The 20,378-nt window shown below is 69.0% G+C and carries 23 protein-coding genes; 7 read left to right on the forward strand and 16 right to left on the reverse strand.

All coding sequences use genetic code 11. The features are described 5' to 3' along the window. Together AC5Y31_RS10195 and AC5Y31_RS10200 are read right to left on the reverse strand one after the other, a co-directional pair. Window positions 1-714, reverse strand: a complete 714-nt coding sequence (locus AC5Y31_RS10195; protein ID WP_301632217.1) for a hypothetical protein — start codon at window positions 712-714, stop codon at window positions 1-3. Further along, a complete protein-coding gene (locus tag AC5Y31_RS10200) occupies window positions 711-1,427 on the reverse strand; it encodes a hypothetical protein (RefSeq protein WP_499980092.1) in 717 nt (238 codons plus the stop codon). The genes AC5Y31_RS10195 and AC5Y31_RS10200 overlap by 4 nt, the downstream gene beginning before the upstream one ends. 53 nt (window positions 1,428-1,480) lie before the next feature. Here AC5Y31_RS10200 and AC5Y31_RS10205 point away from each other — a divergent pair, with 53 nt between their 5' ends. After that, on the forward strand, window positions 1,481-3,466 hold the full coding sequence (locus AC5Y31_RS10205) for a M13 family metallopeptidase (protein ID WP_499980093.1): 1,986 nt from the start codon (window positions 1,481-1,483) through the stop codon (window positions 3,464-3,466). Window positions 3,467-3,564: 98 nt separating this feature from the next. On the opposite strand, the gene AC5Y31_RS10210 is transcribed toward AC5Y31_RS10205, so the two are convergent. The 4 genes from AC5Y31_RS10210 to AC5Y31_RS10225 all read right to left on the reverse strand — a co-directional run bounded on the left by AC5Y31_RS10210 (window position 3,565) and on the right by AC5Y31_RS10225 (window position 7,045). Then, the gene (locus AC5Y31_RS10210) at window positions 3,565-4,731 is read right to left on the reverse strand and encodes a L,D-transpeptidase (protein ID WP_499980094.1); all 1,167 of its coding nucleotides are present in this window, start codon (window positions 4,729-4,731) and stop codon (window positions 3,565-3,567) included. Window positions 4,732-4,892: 161 nt separating this feature from the next. Beyond that, the gene (locus tag AC5Y31_RS10215; protein WP_301632223.1) at window positions 4,893-6,104 is read right to left on the reverse strand and encodes an MFS transporter; all 1,212 of its coding nucleotides are present in this window, start codon (window positions 6,102-6,104) and stop codon (window positions 4,893-4,895) included. 78 nt (window positions 6,105-6,182) lie between these two features. After that, window positions 6,183-6,476, reverse strand: a complete 294-nt coding sequence (ricR, locus tag AC5Y31_RS10220; RefSeq protein WP_499980096.1) for a copper-sensing transcriptional repressor RicR — start codon at window positions 6,474-6,476, stop codon at window positions 6,183-6,185. Continuing rightward, complete coding sequence (locus tag AC5Y31_RS10225) at window positions 6,473-7,045, reverse strand: DUF305 domain-containing protein (RefSeq protein WP_499980097.1); 573 nt, start codon at window positions 7,043-7,045, stop codon at window positions 6,473-6,475. Before AC5Y31_RS10225 ends, ricR begins: the two co-directional genes overlap by 4 nt. A gap of 77 nt (window positions 7,046-7,122) precedes the next feature. On the opposite strand from AC5Y31_RS10225, the gene ilvD reads away from it, so the two are divergent. Continuing rightward, window positions 7,123-8,838 carry a dihydroxy-acid dehydratase gene (ilvD, locus tag AC5Y31_RS10230; RefSeq protein WP_301632228.1) on the forward strand — a complete coding sequence of 572 codons (1,716 nt, stop codon included), beginning with the start codon at window positions 7,123-7,125 and terminating at the stop codon, window positions 8,836-8,838. A gap of 69 nt (window positions 8,839-8,907) precedes the next feature. Here ilvD and AC5Y31_RS10235 read toward each other — a convergent pair whose 3' ends face one another. Together AC5Y31_RS10235 and AC5Y31_RS10240 are read right to left on the reverse strand one after the other, a co-directional pair. Then, window positions 8,908-9,354 carry an SPW repeat protein gene (locus AC5Y31_RS10235; protein WP_065023688.1) on the reverse strand — a complete coding sequence of 149 codons (447 nt, stop codon included), beginning with the start codon at window positions 9,352-9,354 and terminating at the stop codon, window positions 8,908-8,910. Between the two features lie 128 nt (window positions 9,355-9,482). Next, window positions 9,483-10,139: an O-methyltransferase gene (locus AC5Y31_RS10240; RefSeq protein ID WP_499980098.1), complete on the reverse strand. Its 657-nt coding sequence runs from the start codon at window positions 10,137-10,139 to the stop codon at window positions 9,483-9,485. Window positions 10,140-10,260: 121 nt separating this feature from the next. On the opposite strand from AC5Y31_RS10240, the gene mymT reads away from it, so the two are divergent. After that, window positions 10,261-10,410, forward strand: a complete 150-nt coding sequence (gene mymT, locus AC5Y31_RS10245) for a copper-binding metallothionein MymT (RefSeq protein WP_064856982.1) — start codon at window positions 10,261-10,263, stop codon at window positions 10,408-10,410. A 37-nt stretch (window positions 10,411-10,447) separates the two neighbouring features. On the opposite strand, the gene AC5Y31_RS10250 is transcribed toward mymT, so the two are convergent. The 5 genes from AC5Y31_RS10250 to AC5Y31_RS10270 form a co-directional block, all read right to left on the reverse strand. Further along, window positions 10,448-10,954 (reverse strand): TIGR04338 family metallohydrolase, encoded by a 507-nt coding sequence (locus tag AC5Y31_RS10250; protein ID WP_499980100.1) that lies wholly within the window; start codon window positions 10,952-10,954, stop codon window positions 10,448-10,450. Continuing rightward, entirely contained in the window at window positions 10,951-11,703 is a 753-nt protein-coding gene (locus AC5Y31_RS10255) for a DUF2786 domain-containing protein (RefSeq protein WP_301632235.1), read from the reverse strand. Before AC5Y31_RS10255 ends, AC5Y31_RS10250 begins: the two co-directional genes overlap by 4 nt. Window positions 11,704-11,802: 99 nt before the next feature. Beyond that, window positions 11,803-12,654, reverse strand: a complete 852-nt coding sequence (locus AC5Y31_RS10260; RefSeq protein ID WP_301632237.1) for an alpha/beta hydrolase — start codon at window positions 12,652-12,654, stop codon at window positions 11,803-11,805. Between the two features lie 52 nt (window positions 12,655-12,706). Beyond that, window positions 12,707-13,894 carry an LLM class flavin-dependent oxidoreductase gene (locus AC5Y31_RS10265; protein WP_301632239.1) on the reverse strand — a complete coding sequence of 396 codons (1,188 nt, stop codon included), beginning with the start codon at window positions 13,892-13,894 and terminating at the stop codon, window positions 12,707-12,709. Between the two features lie 93 nt (window positions 13,895-13,987). After that, complete coding sequence (locus AC5Y31_RS10270; protein ID WP_499980101.1) at window positions 13,988-14,617, reverse strand: TetR/AcrR family transcriptional regulator; 630 nt, start codon at window positions 14,615-14,617, stop codon at window positions 13,988-13,990. A gap of 88 nt (window positions 14,618-14,705) precedes the next feature. Between AC5Y31_RS10270 and AC5Y31_RS10275 the strand changes: the two genes are divergently transcribed. Then, window positions 14,706-15,446: a glucose 1-dehydrogenase gene (locus AC5Y31_RS10275; RefSeq protein WP_499980103.1), complete on the forward strand. Its 741-nt coding sequence runs from the start codon at window positions 14,706-14,708 to the stop codon at window positions 15,444-15,446. 82 nt (window positions 15,447-15,528) lie between these two features. Beyond that, complete coding sequence (locus tag AC5Y31_RS10280) at window positions 15,529-16,653, forward strand: NDMA-dependent alcohol dehydrogenase (protein WP_065023695.1); 1,125 nt, start codon at window positions 15,529-15,531, stop codon at window positions 16,651-16,653. A gap of 2 nt (window positions 16,654-16,655) precedes the next feature. Here AC5Y31_RS10280 and AC5Y31_RS10285 read toward each other — a convergent pair whose 3' ends face one another. Together AC5Y31_RS10285 and AC5Y31_RS10290 are read right to left on the reverse strand one after the other, a co-directional pair. Continuing rightward, window positions 16,656-17,495, reverse strand: coding sequence for an SDR family oxidoreductase (locus AC5Y31_RS10285; RefSeq protein ID WP_499980104.1), 840 nt, complete (start codon window positions 17,493-17,495; stop codon window positions 16,656-16,658). A 16-nt stretch (window positions 17,496-17,511) separates the two neighbouring features. Then, window positions 17,512-17,685 carry a hypothetical protein gene (locus AC5Y31_RS10290; RefSeq protein ID WP_301632249.1) on the reverse strand — a complete coding sequence of 58 codons (174 nt, stop codon included), beginning with the start codon at window positions 17,683-17,685 and terminating at the stop codon, window positions 17,512-17,514. A gap of 99 nt (window positions 17,686-17,784) precedes the next feature. Between AC5Y31_RS10290 and AC5Y31_RS10295 the strand changes: the two genes are divergently transcribed. Both AC5Y31_RS10295 and AC5Y31_RS10300 read left to right on the forward strand, forming a co-directional pair. Next, window positions 17,785-18,507: a pirin family protein gene (locus AC5Y31_RS10295; RefSeq protein ID WP_499980106.1), complete on the forward strand. Its 723-nt coding sequence runs from the start codon at window positions 17,785-17,787 to the stop codon at window positions 18,505-18,507. Between the two features lie 134 nt (window positions 18,508-18,641). Continuing rightward, window positions 18,642-19,718 (forward strand): phosphodiester glycosidase family protein, encoded by a 1,077-nt coding sequence (locus tag AC5Y31_RS10300; RefSeq protein WP_499980107.1) that lies wholly within the window; start codon window positions 18,642-18,644, stop codon window positions 19,716-19,718. Window positions 19,719-19,736: 18 nt separating this feature from the next. Here AC5Y31_RS10300 and AC5Y31_RS10305 read toward each other — a convergent pair whose 3' ends face one another. Further along, a complete protein-coding gene (locus AC5Y31_RS10305) occupies window positions 19,737-20,369 on the reverse strand; it encodes an Rv1363c family protein (RefSeq protein WP_499980110.1) in 633 nt (210 codons plus the stop codon). Window positions 20,370-20,378 lie beyond the last annotated feature (9 nt).

The following is a 20,378-nucleotide window of genomic DNA, read 5'->3' on the forward strand; positions in this document are numbered from 1 at the left end:
TCAGCGCGCGTGGATCGGGGACATCTCCAGCACCCTCCACTGGTCGCCGCGCTTGGTCAGCGTCACCCGCACCGGCACCACCGCCTGCTTCACCTGCTGGTTCGCCACCGACTGCACGCTGCGCAGCACCACCGCGACCCGCGCTGCCGAAGGCCCGAGCGCCTCGACGCCCGCGCTGAGCGCCTGCGCGTCCACGGCGATGTTGCGGTTGGCCATCTCGGTGGCGGTGCGGCCGATGCTCTCCCGGAAAGCGTTGACCCGGTCGGGGACCATGAAGGTCGCTGCCTTCTCGATCGACGCGTCCGGGTTGGCCGGCGAGACGGTCGCCGCGGCCTCTGCCATCGCGACGGCGGTCTTGACCACCTCACCGGAGTCGGCCTCGAGTTCCTGATCGGGCACCGTCCAGTCCAGATATCCGAATACCGCTGCGACGACCAGCGCCGTGGCGGCCAGGCCGGCCACCCCGAGACGAAGACCGGGCCGGTCGTCGTCGGTGCCGACCGTGACCCCGTCACGGCGCAGCAGCAGGAAGTTCACCACCATGCCCTCGACGATGAGCAGCACCAGCACCGAGCAGACCGACACCCACCACAGCGGCCAATCTTTGACCAGCCCGAAAAAAAGCAGACCGCCGATCGCGGCCAGCGGGGCGGCGATGTCGAAAGCCAGGACGCGCCACAGCGACCGCGATTTCAGGTTCCCCAGCTTGCTCATCGGATCGACCTCAATCGAGAAATCATCAGGTGCCCATCGACGTCGCTGACGTCGAGGTGCAGCGCCCAGTGCACGGTCTGCGGCCGGCCGCCGACGTTCTCGGCGATCGACGTGGCGATCACCATCACCGGGTCGGTGCGGCCGGGAGTCGACGCCTGCTCGGTGGTGGCGGCCGGATCGTCCAGGTTGTGCCGTTCCGTCTCGATGGCGACCGCCTCGATCCGGCCGCTGCTGCGGGACTGGATCTTTTGCACCACGTCGCGGTAGGGCGCCAACGCGGCGTCGAACTCGCTGTTGAGTTCGCCGACGGTCTTGTCACGCAGTCGCGCCATGCCCTTCTCGACGTTCTCGGCGTTCAGGTTGATCAGCACGCTGGTCCAGCTGGCCGCGGTCTGCAGGACGCGGCTGCGGTAGGAGCGCTCGTCGACGTCGCCGCGGTGCATATCCCAGGTGATCAGACCGAACACCAACGCGGCCACCGCGACCAGGCCGAGGAACGCCGAAACCAGGCCGTAGCTGGAGAACACGGCGCCCTTGGACGCCTTAGACGTCTTGGCTGCCGGAGCCTGGTGGGCATGAGCGCTCTTCTTGGCGATGGGCTTCTCGGACTGCTCGGCCTCGTCGTTCTGGTGCACGTCGACGGTGGCCTCACCGGGGTCGACGACGCCGTCGTCCGCTTCAGTGGAGATGTCGGGATGCTCCTCGTCAGGCATGGCGGTGACGCTACAGGACGGCTGTACGGTTCGCCGTGAAAGGATGGGCAACGATGACCTCACCAGCGACGCGTTCCGGCCTCGATCTCAGCCATCTCGACAGTGCCGTCCGCCCGCAGGACGACCTGTTCGGTCATGTCAACGGACGCTGGCTCGACGGCTACCAGATGCCGCCGGACCGGGCCACCGACGGAGCGTTCCGGGCCCTGTTCGACCGGGCCGAGATCCAGGTCCGCGAACTGCTCACCGAAGCCGCCGAATCGGGCGCGCCGGCCGGGACCGATGAACGCCGCATCGGCGACCTGTACGCCAGCTTCCTCGACGAGCACACCGTGCAGGCCCGCGGCGTGCAGCCGCTGCTGGCGGAGCTGGCTGCCATCGAGCACGCCGGTGACCGCGACGCCCTGGCTCGGGTGCTGGGCGCATGCCAGCGCACCGGGGTCGGCGGCGGCGTGGGGCTGTACGTGGACACCGATTCGAAGGACTCCACCCGCTACCTGCTGCACCTGACCCAGTCCGGTCTCGGGCTGCCGGACGAGTCGTACTACCGCGACGAGCAGCACGCCGAGATCCTGGCCGCCTACCCCGACCACATCGCGGCGATGTTCGCGCTGGTCTATGGCGGGGACGCCGCTGAGCACGCCGCGGTCGCGGCCCGCATCGTGGCGCTGGAAACTCAGCTGGCCGGCGCGCACTGGGACGTGGTGAAACGCCGCGACGCCGAGCTGAGCTACAACCTGCGCACCTTCGCCGGGCTGCCGCAGGAGGCACCCGGTTTCGACTGGGCGGGCTGGGTCGGCGCCCTCGGGGTTTCGGGCGAGGTCACGGGCGAGCTCGTGGTGCGCCAGCCCGACTACCTGATCGCGTTCGCCGCGCTGTGGCACTCCGCCGAGCTGGCCGATTGGCGAGACTGGGCGCGGTGGCGGCTCATTCACGGCCGGGCCGGCATCTTGACCGATGCCCTGGTCGCCGAGGACTTCGAGTTCTACGGGCGCCGGCTGTCGGGTACCGAGCAGATCCGGGACCGGTGGAAGCGCGGCGTCTCCCTGGTGGAGTCGATGATGGGCGACGCCGTCGGAAAGCTTTACGTCGCAAAGCATTTCCCGCCCGACGCCAAGGCACGCATTGATGCGCTGGTGGCGAACCTGCGGGAGGCCTACCGGGTCAGCATCACCGGCCTGGACTGGATGACCCCGGAGACCCGGGAGCGGGCCCTGGCCAAGCTGGACAAGTTCACCGCCAAGGTCGGCTACCCGGCGCGCTGGCGTGACTATTCGGCCGTGGTCACCGATCCCGCTGACCTGTACGGCAACTTCCTGCGGGCCTACGCGGTCAACTACGACCGCGAACTGGCGAAGCTGGGCTCGCCGGTGGACCGCGACGAATGGTTCATGACACCGCAGACCGTCAATGCCTACTACAACCCGGGCATGAACGAGATCGTCTTCCCCGCCGCGATCCTGCAACCGCCGTTCTTCGACCCCGAGGCCGACGACGCGGCCAACTACGGCGGGATCGGTGCGGTGATCGGCCACGAGATCGGCCACGGTTTCGACGACCAGGGCGCCAAGTACGACGGCGACGGCAACCTGATCGACTGGTGGACCGATGCCGACCGCAGCGAATTCGGCGTGCGCACAGACGCTTTGATCGCTCAATACGAGACTTACGTGCCGCGGGCGCTGGGCGACGGGCGGCACGTGAACGGGGCGTTCACCGTCGGGGAGAACATCGGTGACCTCGGCGGGCTCTCGATCGCCCTGCTGGCCTACCAGCTGTCGCTGGGCGGCGCCGAGGCCCCGGTGATCGACGGCCTGACCGGGGTGCAGCGCGTCTTCTACGGCTGGGCGCAGGTGTGGCGCACCAAATCCCGTGACGCCGAGGCGATCCGGCGACTGGCGACCGATCCGCATTCACCGCCGGAGTTCCGCTGCAACGGGGTGATCCGCAACATCGACGCGTTCTATGACGCCTTCGACGTCGCGGAAGATGATGCGCTGTACCTGGAGCCGGCGCAGCGGGTGCGCATCTGGAACTGAGCGCGGCTGCGTTTTATCGCGCGAGCAGACGTGAAAGCCCCCATTTCGGACCTGAAATGGGGGCTTTCACGTCTTTTCGCTGCTGAGGGAGGGCGGCCCTACATCTGCCAGTCTTGGGCGCCGTCGTTCTTGGTGTAGGTGCCGACGGAGTTCTTCACCACGACCGGGTCGCCGCTGCCGAAGTTGTCGTAGAACCACTTAGCGTTGGCCGGGCTCAGGTTGATGCAACCGTGGCTGACGTTGCGCTTGCCCTGGTCGTTGACCGACCACGGGGCGCTGTGCACGAAGCCGCCGCTGTTGTCGATGCGGACCGCGTCCTGCACGGTCACCTTGTAGCCGTAGGTGGAGTTGATCGGGACCCCGTAGGTGGAGGAGTCCATCACCACCGTGGGGAACTTCTCCAACACGTAGTAGGTGCCGTTGGGGGTCTCGTGCCCGCCGGTCGACATACCCATCGACATCGGGAAAGTCTTCTCCAGCTTGCCGTTCCGGGTGATCGTCATCTGGTGGGTCTTGTCGTCGGCGGTGGCCACCAGCGAGTCGCCGGTGCGGAAGCTCGACTTGGTGCCGGCCGCGTCGACGGTGACGGTGGTGTGGGCGGGCCAGAAGTTGAACGGGCGCCACCGCACTTGGCTGGGAGTCATCCAGTAGAACTTGCCGGGCACCGGCGGGTTCGAGGAGATGTGGATCGCCTGCTCGGCCATCGCCTTGTCGGCGATCGGCCGCTGGAAGTTGATGATGATCGGCTTGGCCACGCCCACCAGCGAGCCGTCCAGCGGGTTGAACGACGGCGGTAGGAACGGCGGGGTGCCGGTGAACGGCTCCGGGTTCTGCCCGGCCACCGGCCCGGCAGCGACCGGTACCGCACCCGGCTGTGCCGCACCCGGCTCGCCCGGCACCGGTTGGCCCGGCAGCGGTTGGCCCGGCACCGGCTCGCCCGGCACCGGCTCACCGGGCACCGGCTCGCCCGCGGCCGCGGGCTCCCCCGGCGGCGGGAACGCCATCGGGTCCGCCGGCGGCGGAGGAGGCGGAGGCGGCGCGAACGGGTCCGCTGGCGGCGGAGGCGGCGCGAAGGGGTCCGGCGGCGGCGGCAACTCCGCCGGCGGCGGCGCGAACGGGTCGACCGGGCCGGCGTTCACCGGCGCGGGCTCCCCCGGCTGCGGCGGCGGGTCGGCCAGCGCCACTCCGCAGCCCAGCGTGAGCACCGCGGCCATTCCCGCGGTGGACAGCCAGGCGCCGATGCCCGCGAGCTTCCATCCCGACATGCGTCTACCTCCGTGGACAATCTTGGCTTCAAGTGTGGCACAAGGCGACCGCCAGCTAACTCGTACAGCGAGCCGAAAACCTCCCGAAACCCGGTTGGGCACCCTATTGACCTGCGGTTTGTACCGGCGGCACAGTGGCGAAGGTAACCGCCCCCGGCACGTCAGGGAACGACGAACAGCCGCTTGCTGACCGCGATCCCCACCGCCGCGAGGCCCACCAGCAGTGCCGATGCGCTGAGCATCGCCGACGTTCCGGCCCGCTCGAACAGCAGGCCGCCGGCCAGCGATCCCCCGGTGATGCCGACCTGAAACGCCGTCACGTACAGACCCGACGCACCGTCGGGATCGTCGGGTGCGGTGCGCATCGCCGCGGACTGCAACATCGGCGACACCGCCATCGCCATAGCACCCCAGAGCACGATCGCCGCCGCTCCGGCAAGTGTCGTGCCGGTCGTGTGGTGCCCGCCGATCGACAGGGACGCCAAGACGACGAAAGCCGCCGACATCGCAGCCATGCAGCCCCCGGTGATCGCCTTGGGCCGGTGATCCAGTGGGCGGGCCAACATCGGCATCGCGACCAGGCCGGCCGCCCCGAACGCCGCCAACAGCCAGGCCAGCCGGGCCCCCGGGACGCCGACCACGTCGCCGATGATCACCGCGATGAAGGTGTAGGAGATGAAGTGGCCCATGACCGCGATCAGCATCACCGCGCTCACGCCCAACAACCGGCGATTGCGGTAGTGGTGGTGGCCGACGAGCGCCAGCTGGTCGGTGCTGAGCACCAGCGCGGGCAGCGCGAACCGCGCCGCCACGGTGATTGCCGCCGCGGCCGCGGTGATCACCACCACCGCCAGCCGCCAGCCCCACAGCAGGCTCATGGCCGAGGTCAGCGGGATACCGACCACCAGTGCCAAGCTGGTGCCCACGTAGATCGCCGTGGTCGCCCGGCCGGAGTGACTGGGCGGCACCAACCGGGTGGCGATCGGCGCCAGCACCGACCACATCAGGCCGTGGGTGACGGCGCACAGCGCACGCCCGCCGGCCAGCACGGTGAAGTTTGGCGCCATCGCCGAGATCACCTGCGAGGCGGTCAGACAGAACAGCGTAAGCAGCAGCACCCGGCGGCGCGGCCAGTGCGCGGTCCAGCGCACCAGGGGAATCGTCGTCGCCGCTGCCACCACCGCATACCAGGCCAGCAGGGTGCCGACCAGCGCTTCGCTAACGCCCAGGCCCTCCGAGATCGCGGGCAGCGCCCCGACCGGCAGGATCTCAGCGGTGGCGTAGATGAAGGCAGCCGCGGCCAGGATGGCCAACTGGGCCGTGGTCCGGGGCGTCCACGGCCCGGTGCGGGCTTTTGCGGTGTCGACAGTCATGTTGTGGGGGCAGCGTCGAGTGGTGTTGGCGCATGGCGCTCCCGGTAACTGCTGGGTCACATGGTAACGGCGCGGGGGTCAGGAACGAACCAACCGCGCAATAGCGGCGGTGGCCTCGGTGAGTTTCGCGTCGGCCTCCTCGCCGCCGGACGCGACGGCACCACGAACACAGTGCGCCAGATGCTCGTCGAGCAGGTTCAGCGCCACCGAGCGCAGCGCGCTGTTGACCGCGCTGATCTGGGTCAGGACGTCGATGCAGTACTTGTCCTCATCGATCATCTTGGCGATGCCGCGCACCTGGCCCTCGATGCGGCGCATCCGCTTGGCGTAGTTGTCCTTCTGCGGGGAGTACCCGGGTACATCGGTGGTCATAGCGCCCCCAACTGTTGGTTCATCTGGTCTATCTCGATCTGCTGTCGTGCCGCCAGCGACTGCGCGATGCTGATCGCCTCCGGGCTCTGACCGTCTTGGATCTCGTTGTGCGCCATGGTGATCGCGCCACGATGGTGCTCGATCATCGATTGCAGCCAGAGCTTTTCGAAAGCAGGGCCGCGCAGGCTCCGCAGCCTGTCCAGGGTGGCCTGATCCACCATTCCAGGGATGTCCGCGGCCGCGTGGTGCCCGCCAGACGGCGCCTCCCACTGCAGCAGTTGCGCCTGACAGCCCTGCAGTTCGGTTTGCTGCTGCGCGGTGATCTGGTTGGCAAGCGCCCACAGCGCCGGATCGGTGCTGCGCCCGCCGACTAGGGCCGTGAGCTCCAGGGCCTGCTGGTGATGCACGACCACGTTCTCCAGGAATGCGATGTCGACAGGGCTGCCGGTGTTGGCCGCCGCCGAACTGCTCGAGACAGCGGCCTCCGGCGGGGCTTCCGGCGGGCGGTGACAGGCGCCGGCCGCGATGCTGACGGCAAGCGCGACGACGACGGTGACGGTGGATCTCATGCGCACACTTTAGCGCATACCCCCGCGGGGTATTTTATTCGTTTGGTCCGCCCACCCCCTACCGGCATACTTAGCGGGTGAATTCTGGGAGCACCGACACCTCGTCCGTCGACATCAAACCCCGCAGTCGCGACGTCACCGACGGCCTGGAGCGGACCGCCGCCCGCGGGATGCTGCGCGCGGTGGGCATGGGCGACGACGACTTCGCCAAGTCTCAGATCGGCGTGGCGTCGTCGTGGAACGAGATCACCCCCTGCAACCTGTCGCTGGACCGGTTGGCCAAGGCCGCCAAGGAGGGCGTTTTCGAAGCCGGCGGCTACCCCCTGGAGTTCGGCACCATCTCGGTGTCCGACGGCATCTCGATGGGACACGAGGGCATGCACTTCTCGCTGGTGTCGCGCGAGGTGATCGCCGACAGCGTCGAGACGGTGATGTGCGCCGAACGGCTCGACGGCTCGGTGCTGCTGGCCGGCTGCGACAAATCGCTGCCCGGGATGCTGATGGCCGCGGCGCGCCTCGACCTGGCCGCGGTGTTCCTGTATGCGGGCTCGACCATGCCCGGCTACGCCCAGCTCTCCGACGGCACCGAGCGCGAGGTGACGATCATTGACGCCTTCGAGGCGGTCGGGGCCTGTTCGCGGGGGCTGATGTCGCGCGAGGACGTCGACATCATCGAGCGGTCCATCTGTCCCGGCGAGGGCGCCTGCGGTGGCATGTACACCGCCAACACCATGGCCAGCGCGGCCGAGGCGCTCGGTATGTCGCTGCCGGGCAGCGCCTCGCCGCCCTCGGCCGATCGCCGCCGGGACGGCTACGCCCGGCGCAGCGGGGCGGCCGTGGTGGAGTTGCTGCGCCGCGGTATCACCGCCCGCGACATCCTGACCAAGGAGGCGTTCGAGAACGCGATCGCGGTGGTGATGGCGTTCGGCGGGTCCACCAACGCGGTGCTGCACCTGCTGGCGATCGCGCACGAGGCCGAGGTCGAGCTGACCCTGGCCGACTTCTCCCGGGTCGGCGCGAAGGTGCCGCATCTGGCCGACGTGAAACCGTTCGGGCAGCACGTGATGTTCGACATCGACAAGATCGGCGGAGTCCCGGTCATGTTGAAGACCCTGCTGGAGGCCGGCCTGCTGCACGGCGACTGCCTGACCGTCACCGGAAAGACGATGGCGGAGAACATCGCCGAGCTCAACCCCCCGGTCGTCGACGGCAAGGTGCTGCACGCGCTGACCAACCCCATCCACCCGACCGGGGGGATCACCATCCTGCGCGGCTCGCTGGCCCCGGAGGGGGCCGTGGTCAAGTCGGCCGGCTTCGACACCGACGTGTTCGAGGGCACCGCACGGGTTTTCGACGGTGAGCGGGCCGCATTGGATGCGCTCGAAGACGGCACGATCAGTGCCGGAGACGCGGTGGTGATCCGCTACGAGGGCCCCAAGGGCGGTCCCGGGATGCGCGAGATGCTGGCCATCACCGGCGCGATCAAGGGTGCCGGCCTCGGCAAAGACGTGCTGCTGCTGACCGATGGCCGGTTCTCCGGCGGGACCACCGGGCTGTGCGTCGGCCACATCGCGCCCGAGGCGGTCGACGGCGGGCCGGTGGCATTCCTGCGGGACGGCGACACGATCCGCCTCGACGTGGCCAACGCGACGTTGGACGTGGTGGCCGACCCGGCCGAATTCGCCGCCCGCGCCGAGGGTTTCACCGCTCCCCCGGCGCGCTACACCACCGGCGTACTGGCCAAGTACCGCAAGCTGGTGGGTTCGGCGGCCGTCGGCGCGGTCTGCGGGTAGCCCGTCGCCGGCGCAGCGCCGCACTGGGCTGACCGGCCGGCGGTCCGGCCGGTCAGCCACCTACCGAGGTCACGCAGCGTGCGTGGTCACGTCGTGCCGGGCGCGCCTACCGAAGTAGGCGGCGGTCAGACCCAGGGCGGTCAACACCGCACCGGCGACCACGTTCGACCAGATCATGCCCGGCGTCGGTGACATGTCCCGCAGGACCCACGGGGAGATGATGAACCACACGCCGAACACCGGCAGGGTCCACGCCATACCGTGCGTGCGGTCCAGCGCCGAGGCCAGGCCGAATGCCAGGAAGGCCACCACCGCCCCGACGACGAAGTTGTTGAACGTCAGCCGGGACGTGCCATCGAACCCGACGATCCACGGTGACAGGGCCGCATAGACCGCCGTCAACAGCGTCATCCCGAAGGTGAATTGCGCCGCCATCGACTCGGCCGCTCGGTCATACGTCGCCCGAAGAGCTAACAGATCGGGGTGGTGCTCGATTGATGAATGGACTGTACTCATTTCGCGACCTTTCTTTTACGCAGCAGGCATTTTGGTGCCGACTGCACCCATCCACCTGATGAAAGGTTACGCCCGCCGGCGATCCGCCAGCAACGCCGAATCGCCTGGTCGAACAGCGAATACCTGGGCTACTGCACCACCGCGATGGCGAAGCCGTCCCAGCTTTTGGCGCCGACCGTCTGAATCGCCGCGGCCTGCAGACCCGGGTGCTCGCCCATCAGCTCCAGCACGTCCCGGCTGCCCCGCGCGGTCGGATCCGCATCCGGGTTCAGAATCGCACCTTCGCGAATCACGTTGTCCACCACAATGACCGAGCCGGGACGGCTGAGCTGCACCGCCCAGTTCAGGTAGCCGACGTTGTTCTCCTTGTCGGCGTCGATGAACACCAGGTCGAACGGCTCGCCGGTCAGGGTCGGCAGGGTCTCCAGCGCAGGGCCGACCAGGACATCCACCCGGTCACCGACACCGGCGCGGTCCAGGTTGGCCCGGGCCACCTCGGCGTGCTTGGGCTCGTACTCCAGCGTCACCACGGCACCCCCGGGACCGGCGGCCCGTGCCAACCAGATCGTGCTGTAGCCGCCCAGCGTCCCGATCTCCAGGATGCGAGTGGCGCGCATTGCCGCGGCCAGCAGATTCAAGAACTTGCCTTGTTGCGCCGAGACCGCGATCGGCGGGAGTCCGGCCGCATCACTGGCGGCCAGCGCGGCCTGCAACTCCGGGTCCTCGCCGGAGAAGATGCGGTCCAGCAGGGTGTCGACGTCGCGAGGCGTGGGGGTTTCAGTCACGTCCACCGAGGCTAGACCGCAATCATGATTCCCGCCCGCGGGCCTTTACCCCATACCCCTATGGGGTATATAGTCGGACGGGCCGGCACCTCGCCGGCTCGCATCACCGAAGGAGAGACACATGGCGAACTACGAAGCAGGAACCGTGCTGACCTGTGGTCACGAGGGCTGCGGCTGCCGGGTCCGGATCGAATCCGCATGCCACTGCGAGGGCGCCGGCGCGGCCTACCGCTGCACCTGCGGTGACGAACTGGTCCCCGTCAGCAGTTGAGGACGCGCGGTCCGGTGACGCACCTGGAGGCCGTGCGTCACCGGACGCCTTCTTTGGCGAACACCACCCGCAACACATGGCCCAGTTCGGGACCCATCACGATCTCGGCCAGCTCGCACAACGTCGCAACGAAATCCGGGCCGTGCGACGGCCGGATGTCGCACAAATGATGGGCGATCTCGTGGAGCACCACCAGTTCCCGCAGCGCCCACTGGGCACCGCGTTGGTCCGGTACCGCGATAACGCCTGCCTGCCCTAGCTTTTCGTAGTGCGCCGCCGTGGCGCCGCGGCGGGCGCGCACGCGCAATGCCGCGGCCTCCGGCCAGCGGCCGCGTACCGACGGCAGCGCCAGGACGTCATCGACGTAGCGCTGCACCGCCGCCACCGAGCCGAAGCGGGCCTCCGGCGGAAGGGTCAGCCGGGTGCCGAAGAAATCGATGTCGCCCGAGCCGCGCTCGGCGGCGCGATCGAACAAAGTCCGCACGAAGACCTCTGCGGCATAGACCTTGGCGCGCTGGGTGTCGCGCTCGGAACGCTCGCTCACCGCTCCAGCGCGGAGCGCGCCACCGACAGCTCGGTGTCGTCGCCCAGCCGTGCTCGCCGGCCGGCCCGGTCACCGGCCCGTCGTGCTGCCGAGGAATAGCCCGCTGAGGCTCGGGTGGCCCGCCAGGTGCCGCGTGCCTGCGACGCGCTGCGGTAATAGTCGTGCAGCTCGATCTCCTTGTTGCGCAACGCGATCGCGGTGCCGGCCGGACGGCGACGGTCCTCCTCGGCCTCCTTGCGGGTCTCGTCGCGGGCCTCGGCCAGCCGCTGGCCGACCCGGGCGCCGAACGCGAGGTGGAAGTTCAGCCGGGCGGTGATGGTCGGGGTGGGCCGGTGTGCGCCGCTGGCGATGTAGACGTCGGAGGCCCGCACCATCTGTACGACCAGGCTGGCATAGAGGGCATGCGTGGCGTCGATGTCCTCGGCGAAGCCGTAGGCGTAGACGAACGTGGAGTTCGACGCCACGTCGCAGCGCACGTCGTTGGCCGCGGCGATGCCGACGAACAACTGCACGTAGGTGCGCAAGCCCTTGGCGCCCGGCGACCCGATGGTGATGGTGCGCTGCACCGGGGCCGTCGCCGCGGTCCGGGTGGCCGAATGCGCGCGGGCCACCGCCAGGTCGATGGAGGTCGCGGTGGCCAGCCGCTGCGCCGCCGCCATGAACGCGTCGGCTTCATGCGCGTTGTCGGTGCCTTCCGCCTGGCGCAACAGTGCGGCGATGCGCGCCAACATCTTGTCGTCGGTGCTCATTGCCGCCGCTCCTCAGCGTCGCTGCGCTCCGCCTCGTCGTCGTCGGTGCTCATGGTCGGCAACGCTAACCGACGCCGGCGACACCGCGCCGACGGCGATTCACAGGTGCGCGTCGATCCAGCCCACCACGTCGTCGAGTACCTGCGCGCGCTCGGGCTCGTTGAACACCTCGTGGTACAGGACCGGGTACACCGTCCGCCGCACATCAGCGGACCCGACACTCTCCGCCAGCCGCCCGCTGCCCGCGGCGGGCACCAGACCGTCCTGCTCGCCGTGCACCACCAGCAGCGGCGCCGTCAGTGCCGCCGCCCGCGACGGCATGGTCTCGCCGACCTTGATCAGCGCCCGCGCCACACCGGCCGGTACCCGACCGTGGTGCACCAGGGGATCCTCGTTATACGCCGCCACCACCGCCGGATCGCGGGAGACCAGGCTGCTGTCGAGCTTCTCGACCGGCAGGCCGGGAGCGAGCACACCGAGCGCTTTGGCGACGAACGCCAGCAACGGCGAGACCGTGCCGGCCATGTCCACCGCAGGCCCGGACAGCACCATCAACTGGTAGTCGTCGGGGCGGTCGACGCCGTAGCTGAACACGATCGCCCCGCCCATGGAATGCCCGAGCACGACGCGCGGTGCCCCGGGGTGCTCCCGGGCGGCGATGCCCGCCAGCGTGTGGAAGTCGCCGGTGTATTCCGAGATGTCCCGGCACAGCACTCGCTTGCCCCCGGATCGGCCGTGCCCGCGGTGATCCAGCGCGTAGGTCACCAGTCCCGCTTCGCCGAACCGCGCCGCGACGTGGTCGTAGCGACGGGCATGCTCACCGAAGCCGTGCGAGAGCACCACCACGGCACGGGGGGCCGTTTCCGGCGTCCAGGTGTCGTAGACGATTCGCACCCCGCGCACGCCGTCGAAGGTTCGCTCGGTGTGGGTGACAGAGCGAGGAGATGCCATCCGAGCAGCGTAGCGACTTCGGCCTGGGGCCGGCCGCCGGCCGCTAGTTTGCTCAGCGCCCCGGTGCGGCGGCGGGTTCGCCGTAATACTCGCTGGTGGCCTTGGTGAGCGCCCCGACCAGCGCCCCGACCAGCTGTTCGCGGTGGTCGGAGGCGTATTGCAGGCTGGCCTCGCGGCCGCGGTTGCGGTTCTTGAAGTGCGGGACCACCTCGGAGGCGAACAGCTCGTAGCTGCGTTTGGTGTCCTCCCAGTTGGCCATGTCCACGTGCAGGATCAGCAGCGTGCCGAATCCGCCGGTCTTGTCGATCAGCCGCTCGATTTGGGCGATGGCGTCCTCGGGGGTACCGATGACGGCCTGGCCGAACTCACCGATGGTGTCGGTGCGCCATTGCTCGACGATGCCGTGCGGGGTCTGCGCCCAGTCCGGGGTCGCCCCGATCTGCCGGTTGACGTAGGCGGCGATCGCGTCGATCCGGCGGCTGACCGCCCGTTCGGCGTCGGCGCGGGTTTCGGCGAGGAAGATCGGGTTGACCAGCCGCCAGCGGGCCCGGTCGGCGATGTGGCCGTGTTCGGCGGCGACCTTCTCGTAAACGCCCCAGTTGCGGTCCAGGGTGTCGAACCCGGCCGGTGAGCTGGCGGCTAGCGACATCAGCGACAGGCCGTGGCTGCCGGCCAGCACCGAACCGTTGGGCGAGATCGTCGACGCGGCCACCACCTCGATGCCGGCCGGATCATAGGTGGGCAGCTGCGCCCGGGCGTCGCGCAGGGTGAACCAGTCGGTGGTCATGTTGACGACTTCGCCGCGCAGCAACGGCAGGATCGCCTCCAGCGCCTCACCCTGGCGGCGGCGCTGATCGGCCGGGTCGATGCCCATCATCAGCGCGTCCAGCGGAATCTTGCCCGGCCCGGTGCCGAAGATGAGCCGGCCGCGGGTGAGCAGATCGAGCTGGGTGATCCGGTCGGCGGTGATCAGCGGGTGGTGATAGGGCAGCGAGACCACGCCGGTGCCGAATCGGATGCGGCTGGTGCGTTCGGCCGCGGCGGCGATGAACTGATCCGGGGCGGGCACGATCTCGGCGCCGGTGGAGTGGTGCTCGCCCATCCAGGCCTCGTCGAATCCGAGATGGTCGAGGTGCTCCATGAGGTCGATGTCGCGGCGCAGTTGCAGCGCCGGATCGGCGTTCAGCGGGTGATACGGCGCGAGGAAGGCACCGAATTTCAGCGATTCCGGGGTCCACATCAGCGTCGTCTCCTTCGGTCGCGCGGCACTGCACCGGAGCATAGGTGGATCAGGTGATTGGATCAAGTGATCCAGAAATATGCCGCGCGAGACTCAGCGTCCCAGCAGGTTGGCCACCCCGCCGCTGACATAGCCGACCACGTCGTCGTAGAAGGCGGCCAGCTCCGGCGGCGACAGCCGGGGGCCGTTGCGGCTCCACTCATCGGCACGGCTGAGCGCCTGCAGAAAGCCCATGATGGCGATCGCCCACCGCAGTTCGATCCGGGCGGGATCCGCATCCGGAAAGGCTCGCCGGACCTGGACCATCACCGCATCGCTGACGTGCTGGTCCACCGCCCGCATCGCCGGGTGCCCCTGCTGGGAGATCTGCGCGATGATCTTGACCCAACGCATGCCGCGGGTCCGGTGCCGGGTCAGCAACTGCAGGTACGGATCGGTGACGGCGCGCACCAGCGACTCCGCGTTCGGCGGCTCGGGCGCGGCGGCCAGCGCGTCGACGCCTGCCTGGATCTGGTCGCGCACCGCGCCGCCCAGGTCGACCAGCACCGCGGCCAGCAGCTCGTCCTTGGAGCCGAAGTGGTAGTGCACCGAGGCCGCGCCGAGCCCGGCGGCCGCGTTGACCGCCCGGACCGACACCGCCTCGACACCGTGCGCGGCGAACAGCTTCTCCGCCGCTTTCACCAACCGCGCCCGCGTCGCGTCGCCCTGCCGATTGACCGCCATGACTGCCGAGTGTGCACTGCCGGGACGGCTATGCCACGCTTGCGCGCGAATAGACGTGTTCGATCGGAGTACCCGGCGGAGGAACCCAGTGGGCAGAGTCGAGGGCAAGGTTGCGCTGATCAGCGGCGGCGCGCGGGGCATGGGTGCCGCGCATGCACGCGCTTTGGCCGCCGAGGGCGCGAAGGTCGTGATCGGCGACATCCTCGACGCCGACGGCGCCAAGCTCGCCGACGAGCTGGGGTCCGACACCGCCCGGTTCGTCCGCCTCGACGTCACCCAGAGCCAGGATTGGCAGACCGCGGTGCAATGCGCCGTCGAGGAGTTCGGCAGCCTCAACGTGGTGGTGAACAACGCCGGGATCGCCAAATACAACACCCTGGAGAACTTCGACGTCGCCGCCTGGCAGCAGGTGCTCGACGTGAACCTGACCGGCACCATGCTGGGCATGCACGCCGCCGTCGCACCGATGAAGTCGGCCGGCGGCGGTTCCATCATCAACATCTCCTCGGTGGAGGGCATCCGGGGCACCGCCGGCCTGCACGGCTACGTCGCCTCGAAATGGGCGGTGCGCGGCCTGGCCAAGGCAGCCGCCGTAGAGCTGGCTCCGCACAACATCCGGATCAACAGCGTTTTGCCCGGCCTGATCCGCACCCGGATGACGATCGCCATCCCCGACGACTCCCTGCAGATCCCGCTGGGCCGCGGTGCCAAGTCCGCCGAGGTGTCGACCGCGGTGGTCTTCTTGGCCTCCGACGAGTCCTCCTACATGACGGGGGCGGACCTGGTCATCGACGGCGGGCTCTCGGTGGGCATCCCGCACAACGGGTGATAAGAGCCGTTTTAGCAGCTCACCCGGGGTGCTGGGCACCGGAGTTGTAACACGTTCCGGCCAACTGGCTAAGATCGCCCGCATGAAGACCAAGGGCGCATTGTTGTGGGAGCTGAACTCGCCGTGGCGGGTCGACGAGATCGAGCTGGGCGACCCGGTCGACGGCGAGGTCCAGGTCCGGATGCATGCCGCGGGCATGTGCCACTCCGATTACCACCTGACCACCGGCGCCACTCCGATGGCGCTGCCCGCCCTCGGCGGCCACGAGGGCGCCGGGGTCATCACCAAGGTCGGCAAGGGCGTGACCGGCCTGGAAGAAGGCGACCACGTGGTGATGGCCTTCATCCCCGCCTGCGGCTCCTGCCCGCCGTGCATGAAGGGCTTCCGTTCGCTGTGTGACCGCGGGGCGGTGCTGCTGGGCGGCAAGGCCATCGCCGACGGCACCAACCGGATCCACGCCGGTTCGCACGAGGTCTCGGCGATGAACCTGCTCGGCACCTTCTCGCCGTATGTGACCGTGCACCAGGACTCGGTCGTCAAAATCGACAAAGACGTGCCGTTCGAGACCGCGGCGATCATGGGTTGCGCGGTGCCGACCGGGTTCGGCTCGGCCACCAACGTCGCCGAGGTCAAGCCCGGCGAGACCGTGATCATCATCGGCGTCGGCGGGATCGGCATGAGCGCCCTGCAGGGCGCGGTGCTCTCCGGAGCACGGCGCGTCATCGCGATCGACCCGGTGGCGTTCAAGCGCGATGCGGCCGTCAAGTTCGGGGCCACCCACGTCTACCCGTCGATGGCCGAGGCGATCATGCCGGTCATGGAGGAGACCTGGGGCCTGATGGCCGACAAGGTGATCATCGCCGTCGGCGACATGAAAGGCGAGTACATCGAAGAGGCGCTGACGCTGACCGCCAAGACCGGCACCTGCGTGGTCACCGGCATGGGCTCGATGGTCGACGCCGACGTCAAGCTGAATCTGTTCCTGTTCACCATGTTGCAGAAGACGTTGAAGGGCAACATCTTCGGCGGCGGCAGCTCGCACATCGAGACGCCGCGGCTGGTGGGCCTGTACAAGTCCGGGCTGCTCAAGGTCGACGAGATGATCACCACGACCTACAAGCTCGAGAACATCAACGACGGCTACGCCGACATGGTCGACGGCAAGAACATCCGCGGCGTCATCACCTTCGACGAATCCGACTGGTAAATCTAGAGGATCGGCCGTCCGCCGGTGACGGCCAGCCGCGCCCCGGAGATGTAGCTGGCGTCGTCGGAAGCGAGCAGCACATAGCTGGACGCGAGTTCGGCCGGTTGGCCGGCGCGGCCCAGTGGCACGTTGTCACCGAACGATGCGACCGCATCCGGCGGCAGCGTCGAGGGAATCAGCGGCGTCCAGATCGGGCCCGGCGCCACGCTGTTCACCCGGATTCCCTTGTCGCCGAGCAGCTGCGCAAGGCTTGCCGAGAAGTTCGCGATCGCCGCTTTGGTCGCCGCGTACGGCGCCAGGGTGGGATTGGGGGCGTCGGAGTTGACCGAGGAACTGCCGATGATCGACGCGCCGGCGCCCATGTGCGGCAGTGCCGCCTTGACCAGATAGAAGTACGCGCCGATGTTGAGTTTGAAGGTGTAGTCCCATTCTTCGTCGCTGATCTCGTCGAGGCTGGGATGACTCATCTGGTAGGCGGCGTTGTTGACCAGCACGTCGATTCCGCCGAATTCATTGACGGCGCGGTCGATGACCTCTCGGCAGTGTTTCGGGTCGGACAGGTCGCCGGGGACCAGCACGCACTTCCGGCCGGCCTCCTCGACGTAGCGGGCGGTGTCGCGGGCGTCTTCGTCCTCGTCGAGGTAAGCGATGAGCACGTCGGCGCCCTCGCGCGCGAACGCGATCGCCACGGCGCGGCCGATACCGCTGTCACCGCCGGTGACGACCGCACGTTTACCGGCCAGCTTGCCGGAGCCCTGATAGCTGGTTTCACCGCAGTCGGGCACCGGCTGCATCTGGCTCTGAACCCCGGGCGGGGTCTGCTGCTGTTCGGGAAAACCCATCGGCGGCCCGTTCTGCTCAGGTCCCCGGCGGCGGGCCGGCCAGCGGGATGTCCGGGTCGTCATCGGCGGGGGGCTCCGGGTCACGCCATTCCTCGACCCGGCTGGACCGGTTGCCCTGCAAGGTGCCCCGCAGCTCGGCCTTGAGCTGGTCGTCTTCCCGAGGGCTGTGTTTTGCGCTTGCACGTTCCATCGCGGATCACCTACCTGCTTGTCGAACGGAATGCCGCCTGCAGCGCGTACCCGAAGAACAGGCGGGGTAATCATCTCGCCGCGCGTTAGCCTGGCGGTCATGACCGGCTTGCGCGACGTCCGTCGGGCCGCCGACCGGGCGGTTACCCGCGCACCGTGGCTGACGTCGCGGCATTCGTTCTCGTTCAACGACTACTACGACCCGGACAACACCCACCACGGACTGCTGCTGGTCAACAACGACGACGTGGTGGCGCCGGCGTCCGGCTTCGACACGCACCCGCATCGCGACGCCGAGGTCGTCACCTGGGTGCTGTCCGGTGAGTTGACCCACCGCGATTCGATCGGCAACTCCGGGGTGATCCGCCCCGGCCTGGCCCAGCGGATGTCGGCCGGCACCGGCATCGCGCATTCCGAACGCAACGAATCGGCCAGTGCGCCGGTGCATTTCATCCAGATGTGGGTCATGCCCGACACGCCCGGCCGCACCCCGGGTTATCAACAGCAGGAGATCGGCGACGCGCTGACCGGCGGTGGGCTGGTCACCGTCGCCTCCGGCAGCGACCCGCACGCCGCGATCACCATCGGTAACGCCGGCGCCACGCTGTACGCCGCCCGGCTGCAACCCGGTGCCAGCGTTGAACTGCCCGACGCCCCCTACGCGCACCTGTTCGTGGCCCGCGGCCAGGTCGAGCTGGAGGGCACCGGCGCCCTGCACACCGGTGACGCGGTCCGCTTCACCGGCGGCGGCGGCCCACGGGTGCGCGCCGAAGCGCCGGCGGAGATCCTGATCTGGGCGATGCGCGGCCGTCTCGGCGGCTGAACACGCCGATAACCGATCCGGCACCGACGGAGCACAGTCCGATCACGGGACGCTGCCCCGGCGGTTTCTGTGGCTAACCTGGGAAATTGGTGTCTGCCGGTCCGGAGCCGAAGGGGCAAACAGTGTTGACTCCAATGGCTTTCGCGCGCCGCCTGGCGGCCGGCTGCAGCGCGGTGCTGCTGTGCGCCACCCTGGCGTTCGGCCCGGGCCTGCCGACCGCGCGCGCCGCCGCCCAAGACCAGTTGGCCGCCGCGATCGCCCGCACGCCGGGCTCCTACGTGGTCTACAACTTCGGCGGCGGGCATCCCGCACCGATGCTCAACGCCGCCGGCGACTGGTATGAGATGTCCGGCGGCGGGCACCTGGTCGTGCTCAAGGCGGCCTCGCAGCGCATCGAGCCGCACCTGCTGGTCGACAGTCACAGCGGTGTCCAGAGCCGCTGCGAACGCGATCCGCGGGCCCGCACCAGCGAGGGGCTGCTGCAGGCCTCCGAGCTGTACACCCCGCTGCAGGCCTGGCAGGCGCTGGGCCGGCCGATGGTGGCGATCAACGCCAACTTCTTCGACATCCGCGGCCAGCGCGGCGGATCCTGGCGGACCACCAAGTGCAGTTCCCCGCTGGGCGCCTACGTGGACAACACCCGCGGCAAGGGCCGGGCCAACGTCGCCGTCACCGGCACCATCCCTTACGCCGGCAAGCAGGGACTGTCCGGCGGCAACGAGCACTGGTCGACACTGACCACGATGATCCTGCCGACCCGCGGTGCGCCGTATGTGTTGTGGCCGCGCGGCGGCCGCGACGGCGGGGACTATGACGCGGCCGGGCCGACCATCACCGGCCTGGTGGAACGCGGAGACCGGTTCGTCGCGGTGAGCGGCCTGGGGCTGCTGGCGCCCGGCGTCACCGGGCAACTCAACGACGGCGGCCCGAGCGCGGCGCGCACCGCGCTGGGCTATTCGCGGGCCAAGGACGAGATGTACATCTTCCAGGGCGGCCACTACACCCCGGACAACATGCAGGACCTGTTCCGCGGCCTGGGTAGCGATCACGCCGTCCTGCTCGACGGCGGTTCGTCGTCGGCGGTCGTGCTGCGCCGCGACGCCGGCGGCATGTGGACCGGCGCCGGTGTGCCGCGTGGATCGTGCGACACCGCCCAGGTGCTGTGCGACGCCCATGAACGCGCACTGCCCAGCTGGTTGGCGTTCAACTAACGGCGGGCCGCCCAATAATCAGGGCATGTCGACCTTGGCGGCCAGCCAGCGGCCGTTCACCTTCTCCATGGTCATCACGATGCGGCTGCGGTCGATCCGCGCCTGCGGAGAAGCCTTGTTGCTCACCGACTGATCGACGAACAGCAGCACCTCGACCTGGTTCTTGGCCGCGGACTTGACCGCCGCCTCGATGACGGTGCCGTGCGCGGCGGCCTTGTTGTCGATCAGCAGTTGGCGCAGCTGCTCGCTGGACGCGGCGTACATGTCCTTGAACTCGCCGGTGGCCCCGTCGAGCACCTCGGCGAAGTTCTTGTCGATCGCCGCCGGGTCCACCCCGGTCAACACGGTGGTGTACTTCTGGGCGGCGTCGAGCGCCTGCGCGGCGGCCACCTCGCGCTGATGGTGTGCGAACAGCAGCCAGCCTTCGTAGGCCGCGCCGATCACGCCCAGCGCCAACACCGCCACGGCGATCCATCGCCGCCTCGTGCTTCCCGGGCCGGCATCGGCGTCGACGGGCTGCGTTTCATCGGTTGCCGTTTCATCGGTTGCCGTTTCGTCGGTTGCCGTTTCGTCGGTTGCCGTTTCGATGGCAGCCTCGTCTTCGGCCTCGACTTCGACGTGATCGTCGGCCGAATCCGTCTCCTCCGACACGTGACCGAA

Source organism: Mycobacterium sp. NGS18, assembly GCF_059813185.1.